General features: G+C 37.3%; 19 protein-coding genes. 9 read left to right on the forward strand and 10 right to left on the reverse strand.

The features are described 5' to 3' along the window. Positions 1-2 precede the first annotated feature (2 nt). A complete protein-coding gene (locus tag AC0INN_RS05990) occupies positions 3-1,583 on the reverse strand; it encodes an ATP-dependent DNA ligase (RefSeq protein ID WP_273647979.1) in 1,581 nt (526 codons plus the stop codon). Continuing rightward, complete coding sequence (locus tag AC0INN_RS05995; protein WP_306612287.1) at positions 1,580-2,602, reverse strand: ligase-associated DNA damage response exonuclease; 1,023 nt, start codon at positions 2,600-2,602, stop codon at positions 1,580-1,582. Before AC0INN_RS05995 ends, AC0INN_RS05990 begins: the two co-directional genes overlap by 4 nt. 216 nt (positions 2,603-2,818) lie before the next feature. Here AC0INN_RS05995 and AC0INN_RS06000 point away from each other — a divergent pair, with 216 nt between their 5' ends. The 4 genes from AC0INN_RS06000 (at position 2,819) to AC0INN_RS06015 (ending at position 5,428) form a co-directional block, all read left to right on the forward strand. Continuing rightward, positions 2,819-3,607, forward strand: coding sequence for an SDR family oxidoreductase (locus AC0INN_RS06000; protein ID WP_273647981.1), 789 nt, complete (start codon positions 2,819-2,821; stop codon positions 3,605-3,607). 72 nt (positions 3,608-3,679) lie between these two features. After that, on the forward strand, positions 3,680-4,081 hold the full coding sequence (locus AC0INN_RS06005) for a GlcG/HbpS family heme-binding protein (protein ID WP_273647982.1): 402 nt from the start codon (positions 3,680-3,682) through the stop codon (positions 4,079-4,081). Positions 4,082-4,099: 18 nt separating this feature from the next. Beyond that, on the forward strand, positions 4,100-4,921 hold the full coding sequence (locus AC0INN_RS06010; RefSeq protein ID WP_273647983.1) for a helix-turn-helix domain-containing protein: 822 nt from the start codon (positions 4,100-4,102) through the stop codon (positions 4,919-4,921). A gap of 6 nt (positions 4,922-4,927) precedes the next feature. Further along, entirely contained in the window at positions 4,928-5,428 is a 501-nt protein-coding gene (locus tag AC0INN_RS06015; RefSeq protein WP_273647984.1) for a hypothetical protein, read from the forward strand. A gap of 23 nt (positions 5,429-5,451) precedes the next feature. Here AC0INN_RS06015 and AC0INN_RS06020 read toward each other — a convergent pair whose 3' ends face one another. From AC0INN_RS06020 to AC0INN_RS06050, 7 genes are all read right to left on the reverse strand, one after another. Beyond that, the gene (locus tag AC0INN_RS06020) at positions 5,452-6,366 is read right to left on the reverse strand and encodes a helix-turn-helix domain-containing protein (RefSeq protein WP_172282815.1); all 915 of its coding nucleotides are present in this window, start codon (positions 6,364-6,366) and stop codon (positions 5,452-5,454) included. Positions 6,367-6,395: 29 nt separating this feature from the next. Continuing rightward, entirely contained in the window at positions 6,396-6,650 is a 255-nt protein-coding gene (locus AC0INN_RS06025) for an Atu4866 domain-containing protein (RefSeq protein ID WP_273647985.1), read from the reverse strand. 5 nt (positions 6,651-6,655) lie between these two features. Continuing rightward, positions 6,656-7,507 (reverse strand): SDR family NAD(P)-dependent oxidoreductase, encoded by an 852-nt coding sequence (locus tag AC0INN_RS06030; protein ID WP_172282811.1) that lies wholly within the window; start codon positions 7,505-7,507, stop codon positions 6,656-6,658. 110 nt (positions 7,508-7,617) lie between these two features. Further along, positions 7,618-8,538, reverse strand: coding sequence for a helix-turn-helix domain-containing protein (locus AC0INN_RS06035; RefSeq protein WP_306612292.1), 921 nt, complete (start codon positions 8,536-8,538; stop codon positions 7,618-7,620). 59 nt (positions 8,539-8,597) lie between these two features. After that, complete coding sequence (locus tag AC0INN_RS06040; protein WP_273647987.1) at positions 8,598-9,317, reverse strand: SDR family oxidoreductase; 720 nt, start codon at positions 9,315-9,317, stop codon at positions 8,598-8,600. Positions 9,318-9,426: 109 nt separating this feature from the next. Continuing rightward, a complete protein-coding gene (locus AC0INN_RS06045; RefSeq protein ID WP_306612295.1) occupies positions 9,427-9,888 on the reverse strand; it encodes a PPC domain-containing DNA-binding protein in 462 nt (153 codons plus the stop codon). Positions 9,889-9,908: 20 nt separating this feature from the next. Beyond that, complete coding sequence (locus tag AC0INN_RS06050) at positions 9,909-10,751, reverse strand: NAD(P)-dependent oxidoreductase (protein WP_273647989.1); 843 nt, start codon at positions 10,749-10,751, stop codon at positions 9,909-9,911. 316 nt (positions 10,752-11,067) lie between these two features. On the opposite strand from AC0INN_RS06050, the gene AC0INN_RS06055 reads away from it, so the two are divergent. From AC0INN_RS06055 to AC0INN_RS06075, 5 genes are all read left to right on the forward strand, one after another. Continuing rightward, entirely contained in the window at positions 11,068-11,694 is a 627-nt protein-coding gene (locus AC0INN_RS06055; protein WP_273647990.1) for a chloramphenicol acetyltransferase, read from the forward strand. A 154-nt stretch (positions 11,695-11,848) separates the two neighbouring features. Continuing rightward, the gene (locus AC0INN_RS06060) at positions 11,849-13,036 is read left to right on the forward strand and encodes an MFS transporter (RefSeq protein ID WP_273647991.1); all 1,188 of its coding nucleotides are present in this window, start codon (positions 11,849-11,851) and stop codon (positions 13,034-13,036) included. Between the two features lie 106 nt (positions 13,037-13,142). Continuing rightward, a complete protein-coding gene (locus AC0INN_RS06065) occupies positions 13,143-13,841 on the forward strand; it encodes a DsbA family oxidoreductase (RefSeq protein ID WP_273647992.1) in 699 nt (232 codons plus the stop codon). 114 nt (positions 13,842-13,955) lie between these two features. Continuing rightward, positions 13,956-14,738, forward strand: a complete 783-nt coding sequence (locus AC0INN_RS06070; RefSeq protein WP_306612298.1) for a helix-turn-helix domain-containing protein — start codon at positions 13,956-13,958, stop codon at positions 14,736-14,738. An 82-nt stretch (positions 14,739-14,820) separates the two neighbouring features. Next, the gene (locus tag AC0INN_RS06075; protein WP_273647994.1) at positions 14,821-15,837 is read left to right on the forward strand and encodes a S41 family peptidase; all 1,017 of its coding nucleotides are present in this window, start codon (positions 14,821-14,823) and stop codon (positions 15,835-15,837) included. A 93-nt stretch (positions 15,838-15,930) separates the two neighbouring features. Here AC0INN_RS06075 and AC0INN_RS06080 read toward each other — a convergent pair whose 3' ends face one another. Next, a complete protein-coding gene (locus tag AC0INN_RS06080) occupies positions 15,931-17,028 on the reverse strand; it encodes a Fe(II)-2OG oxygenase family protein (RefSeq protein ID WP_273647995.1) in 1,098 nt (365 codons plus the stop codon). Between the last annotated feature and the right edge of the window lie 32 nt (positions 17,029-17,060).

Genomic DNA, 17,060 nt, shown 5'->3' on the forward strand with positions numbered 1-17,060 from the left:
AACTATTGTATCAGTTTTTTTATTTCTTCAAGATCATCAATTTCATCGACTGTTTTGTCTTTCCGCCATCTTACGATTCTCGGAAAACGTAGAGCCACCCCGCTTTTATGCCTGCTGCTGAAACCTATTCCTTCAAAAGCAATTTCAAAAACAAGTTCCGCCTTTACAGTCCGGACAGGACCGAATTTTTCAATCGCATTCTTATTAACAAACCTGCTTACTTCCATGATCTCCTTATCCGTCAATCCTGAATAAGCCTTAGCAATTGTTACCAGTGAATCTCCATTTTTAACTGCAAAACTGTAGTCGGTATAGTAAGCACTTCGTCGGCCACTTCCTTTTTGAGCATAGATCAGCACTGCGTCAATGGTCATGGGATTGATCTTCCATTTCCACCAATCTCCTTTTTTCCGTCCTGAATGATACGGAGAGTTCTTTTGTTTAAGCATTAAACCCTCACTATTAATATCCCTGGAGCTTTCCCTGATCTGATCCAGTTCCTCCCATTTTTCAAAATCAACGATTGCTGACAGCTTTAATTTTTCGGGATTTTCATTCAGGAATAATTCTTCGAGCATTGCTCTTCTGGCTGATATAGGTTTTTCGCGCAGATCATTTCCTTCAAGCTCAATAAGATCATAGGCAAATACTTCGATAGGAACATCAGTAAGCATTTTTTTGGTGACATTTTTACGGTTTAACCTTTTCTGTAATTCATTAAAGTTTAAAACTTTATCATCCCTTACCGCAAGTATTTCTCCATCTATGACAAAATTCCCCTGCATGGCCTTTACAGACTCTGCAATTTCAGGAAACTGTTCTGTTACCAACTCTTCACCCCGGGACCAGATGAATACTTCATCATTTCTCCTGATGATCTGCCCGCGGATTCCATCCCACTTGTATTCGACGAGCCATTCATCCGGATCTCCCAATTCCGAAAGCTCTTTCTCCAAAGGATAGGCAAGACAAAATGGATAAGGACGTGAATTATCTGTATTTACTTTTTCGGCGGAGATCAGTTCCTGAAAAGAAACTTCACCGGGATTCCATTTCCCCATCATACTGTGCATTAGTGCACTGGCTTCCTGTCCGGAATACTTTGTAAGCGCATTAATCAGTGTTTTATCCGATACGCCGATCCTGAAGCTTCCGCCCAGTAATTTATTGAATATTAATCGTTCTGTATAATCCAGCCCATTCCACGATTCTAAGACAAACTCTTTTTTCTCAGCCTCTGTCTTTTCTTTTAAGTTCACAATATCATTCATCCACTGTGAAAGACTTCGTTCTATTTTTTCGGTAGGTTGCGGAAGAATCAGAGAAAGTGTTTCTCCAAGATCTCCGACAGAAGAGTAGCTTTCCTGAAAAAGCCAGAAAGGCAGCTTTGTAATCTCCAAAGCCCATTCTTTCATATAATTTGTATTGACATTCCTTTTGGGTCTTTTGCCTGTAAATAAGGCAATAAACCAAACTTTATCTTCATCAGGAGCACGCTCAAGATAATCAATGATCGCATCAATTTTGGCATTGGTTTTATTGGTGCTTTCCAAAGCGTTGATCAGTTCTGCAAAATGTCTCATGATTCGGGGTTTTCAATGATTTCTTTTTCAGCCTCTTCTTCATCGTCGCCAAATTGGGTGGCAACCACATCCGCCTTAATTCCTATTTCATTTAAGTATTTTGAAAAAACTTCAGTCTGGCCATGGGTTACATGTACTATTTCAGCTTCGGTAGCTTTTACAGCTTGTAACAATCCACCCCAATCCGCATGGTCACTCATTGCAAACCCTGCATCAGCACTCCGCCATCTTCTGGCCCCCCGAACCTGCATCCAGCCGGAGCAAATTGCCGTAGCGGCATCCGGTATTTTGCGGATAATATTGGTATCCAGTAAAGCAGGCGGAACAATGACAATTTCACCCTGCAGGTGTTTTATGCTTTCTCTGAAATCCGGGATTTCATACTCAGGCAGGACGATTCCGGCACTTTCAAATGCTTCGTTAAGCTTTCCGATAGAGTAGTGGACATGTATTTTCCCCAGACCTTCTACAGCTTTCATGATACGCTGAGCTTTTCCAAGAGAATATCCTACAAAAACTGAAGTCTTGGAATTTTCCTTATTTCTCAACACCCAGTTCTGAAGCTTTTTATTAAGATCTTCAATATCCAGCCAATTATAGATGGGAAGTCCGAAGGTACTCTCAGTAACAAATTCATTACACTTTACCAATTCAAAGGGTGTACTTAATCCATCATCCTGAACCTTATAATCTCCGGAAATCACACTTACATATCCTTTATATTCTAACCGGACCTGGGCAGAGCCTATAATATGTCCGGCAGGATGAAGGGAAACTTTTACTCCATTGATCGTGGTAACTTCTCCATATCCTACACTCTGACATTCGATATCGGGACCAATTCTCTGGTATAAAATAGGTTTTGTAAAATCATGGCAAAAATACTTCTTCATTCCCCAACGGGCATGATCAGCATGGCCATGCGTTATAACCGCAAGATCTACAGGACGCCACGGATCTATGTAAAACTGACCCTGAGGGCAGTATATTCCTTTTTTTGTGAATGTAATTAGTTTCAAATGAGGTATATTTTGTTATCGATAAAAGATATAATGCTTTTATAGCGATTTGGTTTAATTTATCATTCAAAAAGCTGACCAATTATCATTAAATCATGAAAAATAATCATTTTTCAGTGTGAACTTCCCAGCAATAAAACATTGGACTTTTCACCAATAAACAAAGACTGTATAAATCTGAAATTTGCCTTATGACTAACCCATAAAAAGTACAAAATGAGTAAGACGATTTTAATTACAGGAGCAGCAAGCGGATTTGGAAAAATAGCAGCTTTCGATTTAGCAAGAAAAGGACACCATGTAATTGCTACAACACAGGTATACCCCCAGATGAGCGACATGATCCGTGAAGCCAAAGAGCAAGGGGTAGAAATGACTGTTGATAAACTGGATGTTACCAATTCAAGAGATATCGCTTATATCTTAAAAAAATATGATATTGATATTTTAATAAGCAACGCCGGTATTATGGAAGGCGGACCTATTGCTGAACAGCCTTTGGATCTTATCCGTTCAATGTTTGAGGTGAATGTATTCGGGGCTTTGGAACTCGCTCAGGGATTCATTAAAAAATTCGTTCAAAAGAAAAGCGGAAAAATAGTATTTACCTCTTCTATGGGAGGTTTGTGGACGGTTCCGTACGTGGCAGCATACTGCGCATCAAAACATGCTCTGGAAGCTATAGCTGAGGGCTTAAAGACAGAACTGGCTCCTTTTAACATCAAAATTGCGACATGCAATCCGGGAGTATTCGGAACCGGTTTTAATGACAGGGGAGTGGATTCCATAAGACATTGGTATGATCCTAAAGAAAACTTCACTCCGGAATCTGCTTTTGCAGGAGCTGAAGAATCATTAGCCCATCAACTGGATCCTCAATCCATGGCAGATGTTATTGTAAATGTTACGTTGGATGACCATAGCAACTTCAGAAATTTGCATCCAAAGGAAACCGAGGATTTTGTAAAACAATTACAAACTGAAGCCTGGAGCGCAAAGAGCTAAAAACACAGTTACTTATAGAATGCATGAATATTATTGTTCATGCATTCATTCTCCCATTTAAATTTAAACGACATGAATATTACTTATCACGAAGCAACAAAAGCATTAAACGAATCAATTAAAAAAGCAGAAACACTTGGTATTCCCGTAAGCATTGCCGTTGTAGATACCGGAGGACATCTGGTTTCTTTTGCCCGCTTAGACAGTGTATACGGAGTAATAGATTTCGCCATAAAAAAAGCAAGAACGGCCGTTATGTTCGGAGTAGACACGGAGGTAATGGGAACCATCATTGCTGGCGCAGACATTCACGGATATGGCATGCTGAATTCAAACGGCGGTCTCCTTACGATTGCCGGCGGCGTAATCATCAGGAATGAAAAAGGGGATATAATAGGTGCTATCGCGTCTTCAGGAGGTACTGTGGAGCAGGATAGAGAAATAGCACTTGAAGGAGCCTCTTCTATTTTTTAAATTTTGCATATTTGTATAATGGCTCCACAATCTGAAATATTATTTAATCAACTGGTGTATTCCTGTGCATTTGAAAAACACAGGGGACATGAGGAATTTATTCCTGATCATTTCCTTGGTTTTCAGCTGTCTGGTGAAACCCATGCTTTCCATGATCAGGGGAAAACCGTTATAAAGGAAAATACAGTGGTTCTGGTGAGAAAAAACCAGCTGATCAGGACCATAAAGTATCCTGCCAAAAGTGCAAAATACCAATTTATTTCTATAACACTGGATAAAGAAACTTTACGGCAATATGCCGCTGAAAATAAAGTAGTAACCGACGATGTATTTCATAATAACAAGAAAATATTCTTTGAATCGGATGCATTCTTTTCGAATTATTTTATTTCGCTTACTCCTTACATTGATAAAACAAAAACAATTAGCTCCAATCTTGCTTCCTTAAAAGTGAAAGAAGCTATTGAGCTTATTTTACAGAGCAATCCTGATTTTAAAAATCTGCTTTTTGATTTTTCCGATCCCCATAAAACGGACCTGAAGGAATTTATGAATAAGAATTTTATCTTTAATCTTTCTATAGATGCCTTTGCAAAGCTGACAGGACGCAGCCTTTCAGGCTTCAAGCGTGATTTTCAGAAGACATTCAATATGCCTCCTAAAAAATGGATTAAGGAAAAAAGGTTACAGGAAGCGTATTATCTTATCAAACATAAAAATAAAAAACCGGCTGACATCTATCTGGATCTTGGATTTGAAAACCTGTCCCATTTCTATTATTCATTTAAAGAAAAATATGGTCTTACTACTTCTGAAATTTCACCACAGTCAGTATCCTGATGTATTATGATGAATTATATTCAGCAACTTCATCATTGGGCAAAAGGGGATCTGCTTCAGGCTAAAATCATGTTGGCCTGGGCCTTTATTTTTTGTATACCGCTCATCTGCTATTGTTTTAAAATCAATAAAATCTTTTATAAGGGTCTCATTATTCCATTAATTTTACTGGCCATCATGCTTTTAGGGTATGGCAGCTATTTATTGATCACAAAAGACAAAGAGGTTCGCAAAATAGAACAGCAATATTTAGAAAATCAAAAGAGAATTATTAGTAAAGAGCATTCCAAAGGAAAAGCCAACAGTAAAAGTTATGTCGTTTTTAAAACAATCTGGGGTTCATTGCTGCTGGTTTCCATTATAATCTACCTTTTGGCAAGCAGTATGTATATAAAAGGTTTTTCAGCAGGGTGTATTATTCTGTTTTTAACTTTATTGATTACAGATAACTTATTTCATGCCAGGATGAATGTTTATCTTTCTTTTTTACAAGAACTTAACAAGTAAAAGGTAAACATAGAAACAATCTTTTATGAAAAAAACTTTCTGAATTCCAATGGGGATTGGGCCGTCTTCTGTTTAAAAAGTTTACTGAAAGATTGCGGATGCTCAAAACCCAATTCATAGGCAATTTCGCTAACGGACAGACTGGTTGTGCTTAGCCGTTCCTTTGCATAGTCGATGAGCCTGTTCTGAATATGGTTCTGCGTGCTTTGCTGAGTGTGAATACGCAACAGACTTCCCAGATAATTAGGAGAAATATTCATTTCTTCAGCAATAGCTTTCACTGTGGGTAAACCATTACTAATGATCCTTTCATGATCAAAGAATTTAGAAATTGTTTGTTCAAAACGTTCTATGACTTCATGATTGGATTTTTTCCTGGTCAGGAACTGTCTTTCATAAAAACGTTCGGAATATATGAGAAGCAGTTCTATCTGTGCGATGATCAGGTCCTGGGTAAATTTATCGATATTAGACCGGTATTCTTTTTCTATATTCAGCAGAATTTCTACAATAGCTTTTTCCTCTTTGTCTGAAAGAAATAAAGCTTCATTCACTGCATATTGGAAAAAATCATAAGATTTGATCTTTTTGGCAAGTGACGTATTCCACAGAAAATCGGGATGGATCAGAAGTATCCAGCCTGTAGGTTCCACTTTAGCATTCTGATTGATCTCCACCTTTAAAAACTGTAAAGGAGAAACAAATGATAAAACCCCGGAATCAAAATCATACTCCTGCTGTCCGTAGTTAAATTTAGCATTAACATTCCGCTTTAAACCAATAGAATAAAAATTCTGAATCCATTTCATTTCATCATCCTTCACAGGGTAAGAAACCCTGCTATAATCAATCAGACTGATCAGCGGATGTTCAGGTCCTTCAAGATTACAAAAATGATGAAACTCGGAAATCGAATTAAAGCGAAATGTCTTTTCCATATCTTATACTATGATGCTAAATTAGTGAATCAATTTTCTTTGTACAAAATCATACCTCCATGATATAATATCCCTTCTTTAAACTCTCCGTCAGCTGTAAATCCGGTGTCATCTTTATAATCAATATGATTACCTGAAACGATATAACTTCCCTGATAAGCACTTTCTCTTGAGCCACGTGCTTCGTAATACCGGTTGTCCGGCAGCAATTCATGACGGACGTACCCATCCTCTGTTACCCACATTCCGATGTATTCTTTTGTTTTTTCGATGGTCTTATTCATTTTTATTATGAAAGTTCTGTGTATGCGGTAGACAATGTGTAATTTTTCCACTGTTCCGCATCTTGGTTAATCATATTTATTTTATTTTTAAGTATATCATAAGCATCATTTCCCAGCAATAAATGCACTGGTGGCTGAGCCTCCTTACTTATGGCAATAAGCACTTCAGCAGCCTTCTCCGGATCGTTGGCCTGGTTTCCATTAATTGTATCAAGGTGTAATTGCTCAGATTCACGGGCTGCTTCGTATGCTTTAATGGTATTTTTAGGTGTCCTTACAGAACCTTTAGCAAGAAAATCTGTGCGGAAATAGCCCGGATAAACCACTGTAGCTTTTACGCCGAAAGCTTTAGCTTCTTCAGCAAGGGCTTCAGTGAATCCTGCAACAGCAAATTTAGTAGAACAATAAATTCCCCAACCCGGAAAACTTCCAAATAAACCTCCTACAGAAGCAATGTTAAATATATTTCCGGAACCCTGATTCCGTAAATAAGGCATAACATTTCTGATCACATTTAAGGAGCCAAATACGTTCACATCAAAATTTTCTCTGGCTTCTTCGTCCGATAATTCTTCCAGAGTACCTATCTGGCCATATCCTGCATTATTGACAATAACATCCAATTGTCCGAAATGTGCAATGCTTTTTTCCACAGCCTCTTTTACGCTGGAATCATCTTGTAAATTAACTTCCAATGGTAAAAATGCATCAGAGGCATCACCTATTTCTTTAACCAAAGATTCGGCATTCCGGCTTGTCGCTACAACGCGGTATCCTTCACTTAATAATTTTCTTACAAGACTAAGCCCCAAACCTTTTGAAGCGCCTGTAACAAACCATACTTTTTTTGTTTCCATTTTTTTATTTTTTTGATCTTAATTGATGATACAAAGATCATAAGGAAATCAAAATTTAAGATAACCCGATCAACTAAAAATGTAATCAAATCGTGGAAGAACTTTTTATTCTAATTAAAAGATTGCCTGAATGCCAACGGAGACATATCCGTTTTATTTTTAAACAGCTTGCTGAATGATTGCGGATGCTCGAATCCCAATTCATAGGCAATTTCGCTCACCGATAAATCAGTTGTTGAGAGCTTTTCTTTAGCTTTTTCAATTAATTTCTCATGAATATGCTGCTGGGTAGTTTGTCCGGTAAGTGTTTTTAATAGTGCGCTTAAATAATTATAGGAGAGGTTAAGCTCGCCGGAAATAAACTGCACCGTGGGCAATCCTTTTGATGCGAGATCATGATCATTAAAATAGGCTTCCAGTAATTCTTCAAGTCGGGCCAGGATCTTATGATTGACCGCCTTTCGTGTCATAAACTGCCGTTCATAGAATCTTTCGGAGTAGTTCATCAATGTTTCAAGATGCGAAACAATGATGTTCTGGCTGAATTTATCAAGATTCAAATGGCTCTCCTGTCTGATATTCCCAATGATCTGGTCAAGTATGATTTCTTCCTTATTTGAAAGGAACAGGGATTCAGTTAAGGAATAATCAAAAAATCCATATTGCCTGATCTTTTTTGCCAGTGATGTATTCCACAAAAAATCAGGATGGATAAGCAACATCCATCCCGACTGTTTATTTTCTGAGGTAGTTTCTGCTGCTATCCTGAACACCTGGTTGGAAGAAATGAAAAACATAATACCTTCATCAAAATCACATTCCTGTTGTCCGTACTTTAGCTTGCCGTTCATTCCCCGTTTAACTGAAATATGGTAAAAATCAAGGATCCAGTTGACTTCACCGATATCAGAAGGACGTTTCATTGTACTGTAATCGATCACGCTGATTAAGGGATGCTCTGGTGGTGGCAGCCCTCTTAGCTTATGGTACTCCGTGATCGTTTTTATCCTTATGGTCTTTCTTTGTTCCATATTTAAAAATGTGAATTATAATACCACGAATACAAAATTTCACATTCGTGGTTTATTCTTTACCATGCAACCTTACCATCTTTTCTGAAGAAACTTCCTGTAGGTCCTTCTTTGTCCAAAGTAGCATATTTTACGATAATTTCTGCAGCCTGCTTTGGGCTTTGCGTCCCCATAAAATTATTCAGGTCGGTTGCTGTATAACCCGGCTCAACACTGTTTATTTTAAAATTTGTACCATCGAATTCCCTTGCCAGTAATACTGTAAAAGCATTTAATGCAGTTTTAGAAGCGCTGTAAGCATCATATATCCTATGATTAGGATTCTGTGAACTGTTCTGGATTTCCAGGGAAGCCAGCTGACTGGAAACATTCACAATTCTGGGCTCGTCTGATTTTTTCAGCAGGTTCACCAATTCCTGTGTAGTCTGTACAGCTCCAAAGAAATTGGTTTCAAATATTCCTCTCAGGTTTTCCATTTCACAGGAAGAAATATTTTGTGGCTGCTTACCTGCAATACCTGCATTATTAATTAAGACATCGAGATGGTCTATGCTACTCTCCAGTTCTTTTCTTGCGGATTGTATCGACCTCAAATCCGTTACATCAATTTCCAGCAGATCCACATTATTAAATCCCTCAGCATTTAATTTTTCTACAGCCTCAGTTCCATGAGACCGACTGCGACATCCAAGGTAAACATGATATCCAAGTTTTGCTAATTGCCGGGTAGTTTCAAAACCTATTCCTTTGTTTGCTCCTGTAATCAATACTGTTTTCATATGTTTTATTTATACATACAAAGTTGCGAATGTATCTATCAATTAAAGTAGCCGGATATATGATTGTTGTAGCTGAATATAATATACAAACAAAAATTAAGGTATTTCCTTAGTTTTCAATGTCATAAAAGTTAATTCCCACTTCCTCATCTTTGACCTTTACTATTCTGGTATCCAGCGGATAAAAAATAAATTCTCCGGCACCGCAAATTTTTGCATCCAAAAGATGTCCTGCCAGAGCTGTATAATCCTGTCTGCCTAACGTGATATGCAAATGGAGTAGTGGCTGGCCGTTGAGCTCAGAAACATTCCCGGAAATATTAGAGACTTCCATTTGTTCATTGAACGTTTTATCCACATATTTCTTTGTTGAGGGTACAAAATAACGAAGCGTCGCTTCACTTACAGCACCAATTCCTGTTATTTCTCCCGATTTGATGTCTTGATTTATTACAAAATCGGTCAACGCTTCCACAATACCTGAATGGTTTTTCACACTCACAATATAAGTGGAATTTACTTTTTTAGCAGTCCAGTTATTTCCTTTTAAAATAGCAGTACTCGTACTCATCATATTTCAATTTACACTTATTATTTCTTAAGATAATTGATGATCCCGATAACATCATCTTTTCCAAATCCTTCATCATGGGCAGATTGATAGGTTTCAATAAGCGTTTTTGATAAAGGATAATCAGCTCCTGCATTATGGGCTAAAAGGATATCTTTTAACATCAGATCCAGGGCAAATGCCGGTGCATAATCATCATTGATCAGTAGTGGTGTTTTTACTTTTGTGGCACCACTTCCACTTGCACTTTCATTAATTATATCAAGCATGTCCTTCCTGTCGATTCCCAATTTATCTGAAAATAAGACCGTTTCCGCAAGGCCCTGATAGAGCGTAGACAGAAAATAATTCACCGAAAGCTTAGCAGCGATTCCTTTTCCGTTCTCTCCTAAATGTCTGATCTTTCCCAGCTTTTGTAAATAAGGTTCAGCACGATCAAGATCCTTTTCATCACCTCCTGCCATGATGATCAATGTTCCATCAGCTGCAGGTTTGGTACTTCCTGCTACAGGTGCATCGATAAAACCGGCTTCCTTTATCTTAACTGCAGAGGAAATATCATTGGTCGCTTGTGGAGAAATGGTACTCATATCTACGAAAAGTTTTCCATGAATATCCTCTGAAAGAATTTCTTCATATACCTGGCGCACTGCTGTATCATTGGTCAGCATTGTAAAAATAACATCATTGTTTTTTACCAGCTCAGTAACTTTGGTATATACGGTTGACTTCTCCTTAAAATCATTTGCTTTTTCGGTGGTTCTGTTATAGACAGACAAAGGAAATCCTGCTTTTTCTAAATTTTTAGCCATGGGATGCCCCATATTTCCTAATCCGATGAATCCAATTTTTGCGTCTTCCATATTTTTATTTTTTGTAAAATGTAAAAAGTATTAATAATGAATTGAAAGTTGGGAAATACAGCTTAGAGATTAGATGAGCAATGATAATTATGGATGGTTATTCATAACTGCCTCAGATTTCATATCCTGTAACCATTGATTTAAAATCCGGGATTCATAATTTACTTCTTATTTCTTAAGCCTTACAATGTGTTTTTCTATCCAAACAACAATCAACGTATCAAAATTACGCATTCCAAAATCAATTTTATTACCCTTACATTTTTTATAATGAGAAAACTTACAGAAATTTGCAGAAAAAATAAGCAGTATAAAAATGAAGATCATTGATGTTGAAAAGTGGAACAGAAAAGAACATTTTAATTTTTTTTCAAAAATGGCAAGTCCTTATTTTGGTTTTACAGCAGAAGTGGATTGTACAAAAGCTTATGATACTGTAAAAACTAACGGTCATTCTTTTTTTGCCTATTACCTTCATAAATCGATGGTTGCCGTGAATTCTGTTGAAGAACTGAAAATGAGAATTGTTGATGACCAGGTGGTCATTTTCGATGTCATCGATGCGGGAAGTACAATCGCCAGGGCAGACGGAACTTTTGGTTTTTCTTACATTCCTTTTTCAGAAAGCTTTGAAGTTTTCAATAAAGAATTACAAAAAGAAATTCAGGCTGTACAAAGCTCCACAGGATTAAGATTAAGTACTGATAGCGTCACCAAAGCTTTAATAAGACATTCTACTATTCCCTGGAATTCTTTCAGTGCACTGCTGCATCCTACGAATTTTGATAAGACGGAATCTATTCCGAAAATTACATTTGGAAAATACAGCATCCGTAACGGAAGGAAATATTTACCGGTTTCCATAGAAGCTCATCATGGTCTGGCAGACGGTCTTCATCTGGCAAAATACTTCGAAGAATTTCAAAAACAATTGGATTTATAACGAATAATTTTAATGTAATTAAATTATCTTTGCAGGTAATTAAAAGGTTTCTTTTTCTTTCTGACCGGAATTTAAATCCTCGATTTGATTCCGGAAATCAGGAAAGATACTTATCTCATTATTCTATAATTAATTTTGAATTTAAAACGTTAGTATGCAGGCGAGTTCTTCTCAGGGCATTTCCAGAACTGTGATATGGCTGATGGCTATTATTTCAGGGTTGGTAGTTGCCAACAACTATTATAATCAGCCACTATTGGCACTCATTTCAAATGATGTACATATTTCAGAAAGTGCTGCCAGCAAAATATCCGTACTGACCCAGATAGGATATGCACTGGGATTGCTTCTTATTGTTCCGTTGGGTGATAAATTTTTCCGTAAAAAACTGATTTTGATTGATCTTCTTTTGGTTTTCGGATCACTTTTATGGATGACCTTTGCTACTCAACTATGGATGCTGTATGCGGCGAGCTTACTGATCGGAATGACCTCTGTTATTCCGCAGCTTTTTGTTCCTATCGCAGCAGAACTTTCATCTGATGAAAAGAAGTCTTCCAATATAGGATTGGTAATGTCCGGATTACTTTTGGGTATTCTCTTATCCAGGTTTGTAGGGGGAATCCTGGGAGAAATTCTGGGTTGGAGGGCCGTTTTCGGTATTGCGGCAGGCTTGATGATACTCGTTTGGTTTGCAGTGTATAAAATGCTTCCTGAGCTCTCACCAAATTTTAAGGGGACATACAAAGATCTGATGCGTTCTGTATTTCATCTCGCAAGAACACAGCCTGTTTTACAACTGGCCTCTTTCCGGGGCGCAATGGCTTTTGGCTCTATGTGTGCTTTATTCACCACTTTGGTTTTTCATATGGAGAAACCTCCATTTAATGCCGGTTCATCTGTGGTAGGGAGTTTTGGCCTGGCAGGGGCAGTAGGTGCTTTAGCCGCAGCCAAAGTCGGGGCATTCCAAAAGTTCATGAATATCAACAGGATCATATTCTACTCACTACTAATCGTTTTAGGCAGCTGGGCTTTTACCTATTTTGCAGGATACACGTATTGGGGTTTGATTGTAGGAGTCATCCTGGTTGATCTCGGAGTACAATCCAGTCATATTATGAATCAAACCAGTTATTTTCTGATCAGAACCAATGCGGTCAACCGCCTGAATACGGTTTATATGGTCTGCTACTTTATCGGTGGATCATTAGGAACATGGCTGGCATCGGTTGCATGGCATTACGCACAGTGGGAAGGGGTGTGCTTCGTTGGAGCAAGCTTTGGTCTCTTAGCTTTAATCGCTCATTTGATCTTTAGCAGGAAAGTAAGTAAAACATTGTAATCCGCGTTTCTATTCGTAAAACGAAGTAGATCCAAGTTAAATGTAATAAATTTTGTTACATTAAAATTAAATGGTAACTTTGCAGAACATTACAACAAGAATTACAATGAAAATAGAAATATGGTCGGACGTTATGTGTCCGTTTTGTTATATAGGAAAAAATAATTTTGAACAGGCTCTTCAAAAATTGCCATTCAAAGATCAGGTAGAAGTAGAGTGGAAGAGCTTCCAGCTGGATCCTACCTTAAATACAGGTGAAACAAAGAATACACTTACCTACTTCAGAGAGAAAAAAGGCTTTCCTGAGACCCAGGCTACGCAAATGATCAGCCAGGTTACTCAAATGGGAAAAGGGGCTGGTATTGATTTCAATTTTGAAACTGCGCTTATAACCAATACGTTTCCTGCACATAAATTGTTGCAGTTATCTAAAAAATACAACAAGTCCAATGAAATGGAGGAAGCTCTGTTCATCGCCCATTTTATTGATGGCAAAGACGTGGGGGATGTTGATACATTGGCAGAAATTGCAGAATCACTGGGTATTGATAAAGAGGAGGCAAAGCATGCAGTAACTTCAGAGGAATTGACATCAGAAGTCAATGAAGACATCCAACAAGCCAGAAATAATGGAATTACCGGCGTTCCATTTTTTGTTTTAAATGGAAAGTATGCTGTTTCGGGCGCTCAACCTGTTGAAGTTTTTGAAAATGCACTCCAGCAAACGTATAAAGAAACGGTTTCTCCATTCACAGATCTTTCTAATGGAGAAAATGCCTGTGACCCCGATGGATGCAGCATTTAACTGATATAATATTCAGAAGACAATTAAATTACGTTATATAGAAAAACCTGAAGAGATTTTCTTCAGGTTTTTCTTTTGTATTTGTAATTTTATACCCTTATTTATTGTCAGATTATGGATATCCATTTTTACCAACCAAGAAATCCTGTTCTTAAAAAATATATCCAGGGATATTATTTTATGGATAAAGATGAATCTGCTTCGTCTATCAGATATCTGACATTTCCAAACAATTTTTTCATTGTTTCAGCCTGTCAGGATGCCGAGATCAGATCGGATGAAGGCAGTATGGAAATTTATCATTCTCCCATAAAAAATATAGTGATTGATTTGGTCTCCCGATGCACAGGATCTACGGAAATCTTTTATGAGAAACCCATTAATGAAATTACCATCTACTTTAAACCTTTGGGGATCTATCATTTTTTTAATGCTGACAACTGCTTAATTCTAAAAGATAAAATTTTATCTTCGGACTTTCGTGAGGCTATGGATAAGATACTGAATGAACACGGGAAGGAAATACAAATAAAAGCCCTGGAAGATTACCTGCTCTCTAAATTCATTGATAAGCATCTGACTGGAGCCGAAAATATCATCAAAGACCTTGAGAATGATATCAGTATCCTGGACATTGCGGAAAAGAATGGCATTACAAGACAATACGTTAATAAAATTACCAAACGGTTTGTAGCAAAACCAGCCTCCGAATATCGTAAAATAAACCGGTTTCGAAATTCCCTGCTGCGAAACAAACAGGTGAAAAATCTTACGGAATTATCCTATGAAAATCTTTTTTACGACCAGTCTCATTTTATCAAAGATTTTAAGGAACTTACTCAAATAACTCCAAAAACATTCTTCAAAAAAGTTAATACAGAACAAAATAATATCTGATTATTTATTTAATCTGTTTCCTTTTTTACAATTCTCAATTTTTCCTGCCCCGTACTTTTGTCATGAACTTAAATTATATCTCATGAAGAAAACACTTGTCCTCATATCATTATTATATTCTTTATCATTTGGCTGCCAGAAAACAAACAACCCTGTTGTGAAAGATATTCTGGAAAAGGTCAAAGAGCACTATACAGATAAAGATCTTTATAAAAAGCTTGAAACGGAATTTCAACCGGAAGACTGGGATACACTGACCGGAAAAGAACTGGCTCAGAAGCTTACTGAAAAATTGAGGACTGTGTCCGGTGATCAGCATTTTTTTATTAAATACAAGGACGGTCTAACATCTGAAAACAAGAAAAATGCAAAGGAAACCGCCGCTGAAAATAATTTCCTTAATAGCCTTGAAAATTTCGGATTCGAAAATGTAAAAAGATTGGAAGGGAACATTGGTTATATTAATTTCAAAGGGTTTGCAGAATCCCGTTCAAGTGCAAAAACACTTGCATCAGTAATGGATTTTGTTGCGAATACCAACTCTTTGATTATTGATCTTCGTGAAAACAGAGGAGGTGATAACGGAATGCTTATCTTATTTTGCAGTTATTTTTTCAAAGAAAAAACCAATCTGTATTCTACCTATTTCAGAGACAAAGAAAAAACGGTTCAAAATACTACCCGAACAAAAGTTTTAGGAAAAAAATACCTTGATAAAAATGTCTATATCCTTACGAGCAGGTCTTCTTTTTCTGCTGCGGAAGGATTAGCCTACTTTCTTAAAAACTATAAACTCGCCAAAATCATTGGAGAAAATACCGGAGGGGCGGCAAATCCTGTAGACGAATTTATTATTGCAGATCAATACCTCACCGTTATTCCAGTCGGAAAAATTACAGCCACAATAACCCATGGAAACTGGGAACACACAGGTGTTTCCCCGGATATAAAAACCACAGCGGAAAATGCTTTAAAAACAGCATATATTCTGGCTTTAAAAGAGATCATGAACAGTAAAATACAAACAGAATTAAATAGGGATGAACTGGAAAGTCTTATTGAGAAATTAGAAAATGAGAAAAGCAAGATGGCAATTTAAGCTTATATTTTCCAAATTGTAATACATCATAAAAATCCTTTCTGCACAAATGCTCAGAAAGGATTTTATAGTAAAATTTAAATCTTTAAATGATTAGAAGTCTTTGAAGTTTTTACCCAAATGTTCTTCTATTACAAAGAATGGATCTTCTTTGAGGGTATGTCCTCTCATATCTATAAGACTTACTTTACTCATCATACGAAGCATGATCCTTCTTTCACAGGTATGTTCAACACCATTAATATTTTTTATTCCCGCGCGGAAAGCGGATCTTCCGTGGGCACATAAATGATTATTAACGACGATAACGTCTCCTGCCTGAGGAGTAAAATCTGAATAAATCAGATGTTTTGCTTCCTGCCAGAATTTGCTGAGCGCATGATGGGCAATATCTGTTTGCTTAATATCCGGATTAAACAATTGCTCTGCGGCATCAAATCTCATAAACGGCAGTTCCTTATTTCCGTATAAAATAGCATCTAAAGTATCGATTTCCTCTGCCTCGGTTTTTAGATTCGCATCCTTAGGAATTTTAAAGATCGGATCAAATAAAGGTTTGTAATCTTCATGAATAGATTCATGGGAACGGATAGAGTAAAGGGTAGAAGGTACCTGTTCTTCATTACGGATATACATAAAGCTTAAAAAGTCTGCCTGATGTTTAAGAAAAGCATCTTCCGTATGGACATACAGATCTGTAGCTGATCCTGATCCCGTCTGAGTATCCCGCATTTTTTCATCCGGAATGATCGCATGGATCAGCCCGCCTCCCTTACGCTGTGAATAATACTGTACCGGTTTCGATGGAAGAGCACCATGCAACAAAGCACAGGCAAATCCGTATTGATTGAATTTTGAGTAATCCGCCGATTGCCAGTTGGGTGGAGTCGTTCCTATTTTTTCCTGGTCAATGTCAAAAAGGCCCTGGAAAATCAATGCACCATACTGCTCTCTGGAAAAATCGCTGGCAAATGACGCCAGAACCTTTAATAATCTTTCCGGTAAAAAATAAGAGGCCAGTTGATGAACCTGCATGACAAACTCTCTGTTTTCAAAAGTTCCATATTTTCTTTCGAGATGATCTACCGCGTCTTTGATCATCCTGCGCTCGCTATCTGTAATCTGAATGGCTACAGGAAGTACTCTTTCCATAGTCAAACTGCTTTCTTCAAGAATTTTTAGAGAATTCATTAAAAAAAATTTTGTGTTAGGATTAAATTATT

Source organism: Chryseobacterium subflavum (assembly GCF_055762745.1).

Bases quoted from the DNA above. Each gene is read 5' to 3' on its own strand.
- AC0INN_RS06055 (WP_273647990.1), top strand. From the start codon at position 11,068: ATGAAGATCATTGATGTTGAAAAGTGGAACAGAAAAGAACATTTTAAT.
- AC0INN_RS06060 (WP_273647991.1), top strand. From the start codon at position 11,849: ATGCAGGCGAGTTCTTCTCAGGGCATTTCCAGAACTGTGATATGGCTG.
- AC0INN_RS06040 (WP_273647987.1), bottom strand. From the start codon at position 9,317: ATGAAAACAGTATTGATTACAGGAGCAAACAAAGGAATAGGTTTTGAA.
- AC0INN_RS06075 (WP_273647994.1), top strand. From the start codon at position 14,821: ATGAAGAAAACACTTGTCCTCATATCATTATTATATTCTTTATCATTT.
- AC0INN_RS06050 (WP_273647989.1), bottom strand. From the start codon at position 10,751: ATGGAAGACGCAAAAATTGGATTCATCGGATTAGGAAATATGGGGCAT.
- AC0INN_RS06030 (WP_172282811.1), bottom strand. From the start codon at position 7,507: ATGGAAACAAAAAAAGTATGGTTTGTTACAGGCGCTTCAAAAGGTTTG.
- AC0INN_RS06070 (WP_306612298.1), top strand. From the start codon at position 13,956: ATGGATATCCATTTTTACCAACCAAGAAATCCTGTTCTTAAAAAATAT.
- AC0INN_RS06025 (WP_273647985.1), bottom strand. From the start codon at position 6,650: ATGAATAAGACCATCGAAAAAACAAAAGAATACATCGGAATGTGGGTA.
- AC0INN_RS06015 (WP_273647984.1), top strand. From the start codon at position 4,928: ATGATGAATTATATTCAGCAACTTCATCATTGGGCAAAAGGGGATCTG.
- AC0INN_RS06065 (WP_273647992.1), top strand. From the start codon at position 13,143: ATGAAAATAGAAATATGGTCGGACGTTATGTGTCCGTTTTGTTATATA.
- AC0INN_RS06020 (WP_172282815.1), bottom strand. From the start codon at position 6,366: ATGGAAAAGACATTTCGCTTTAATTCGATTTCCGAGTTTCATCATTTT.
- AC0INN_RS06000 (WP_273647981.1), top strand. From the start codon at position 2,819: ATGAGTAAGACGATTTTAATTACAGGAGCAGCAAGCGGATTTGGAAAA.
- AC0INN_RS06080 (WP_273647995.1), bottom strand. From the start codon at position 17,028: ATGAATTCTCTAAAAATTCTTGAAGAAAGCAGTTTGACTATGGAAAGA.
- AC0INN_RS06035 (WP_306612292.1), bottom strand. From the start codon at position 8,538: ATGGAACAAAGAAAGACCATAAGGATAAAAACGATCACGGAGTACCAT.
- AC0INN_RS06010 (WP_273647983.1), top strand. From the start codon at position 4,100: ATGGCTCCACAATCTGAAATATTATTTAATCAACTGGTGTATTCCTGT.
- AC0INN_RS06045 (WP_306612295.1), bottom strand. From the start codon at position 9,888: ATGAGTACGAGTACTGCTATTTTAAAAGGAAATAACTGGACTGCTAAA.
- AC0INN_RS06005 (WP_273647982.1), top strand. From the start codon at position 3,680: ATGAATATTACTTATCACGAAGCAACAAAAGCATTAAACGAATCAATT.
- AC0INN_RS05990 (WP_273647979.1), bottom strand. From the start codon at position 1,583: ATGAGACATTTTGCAGAACTGATCAACGCTTTGGAAAGCACCAATAAA.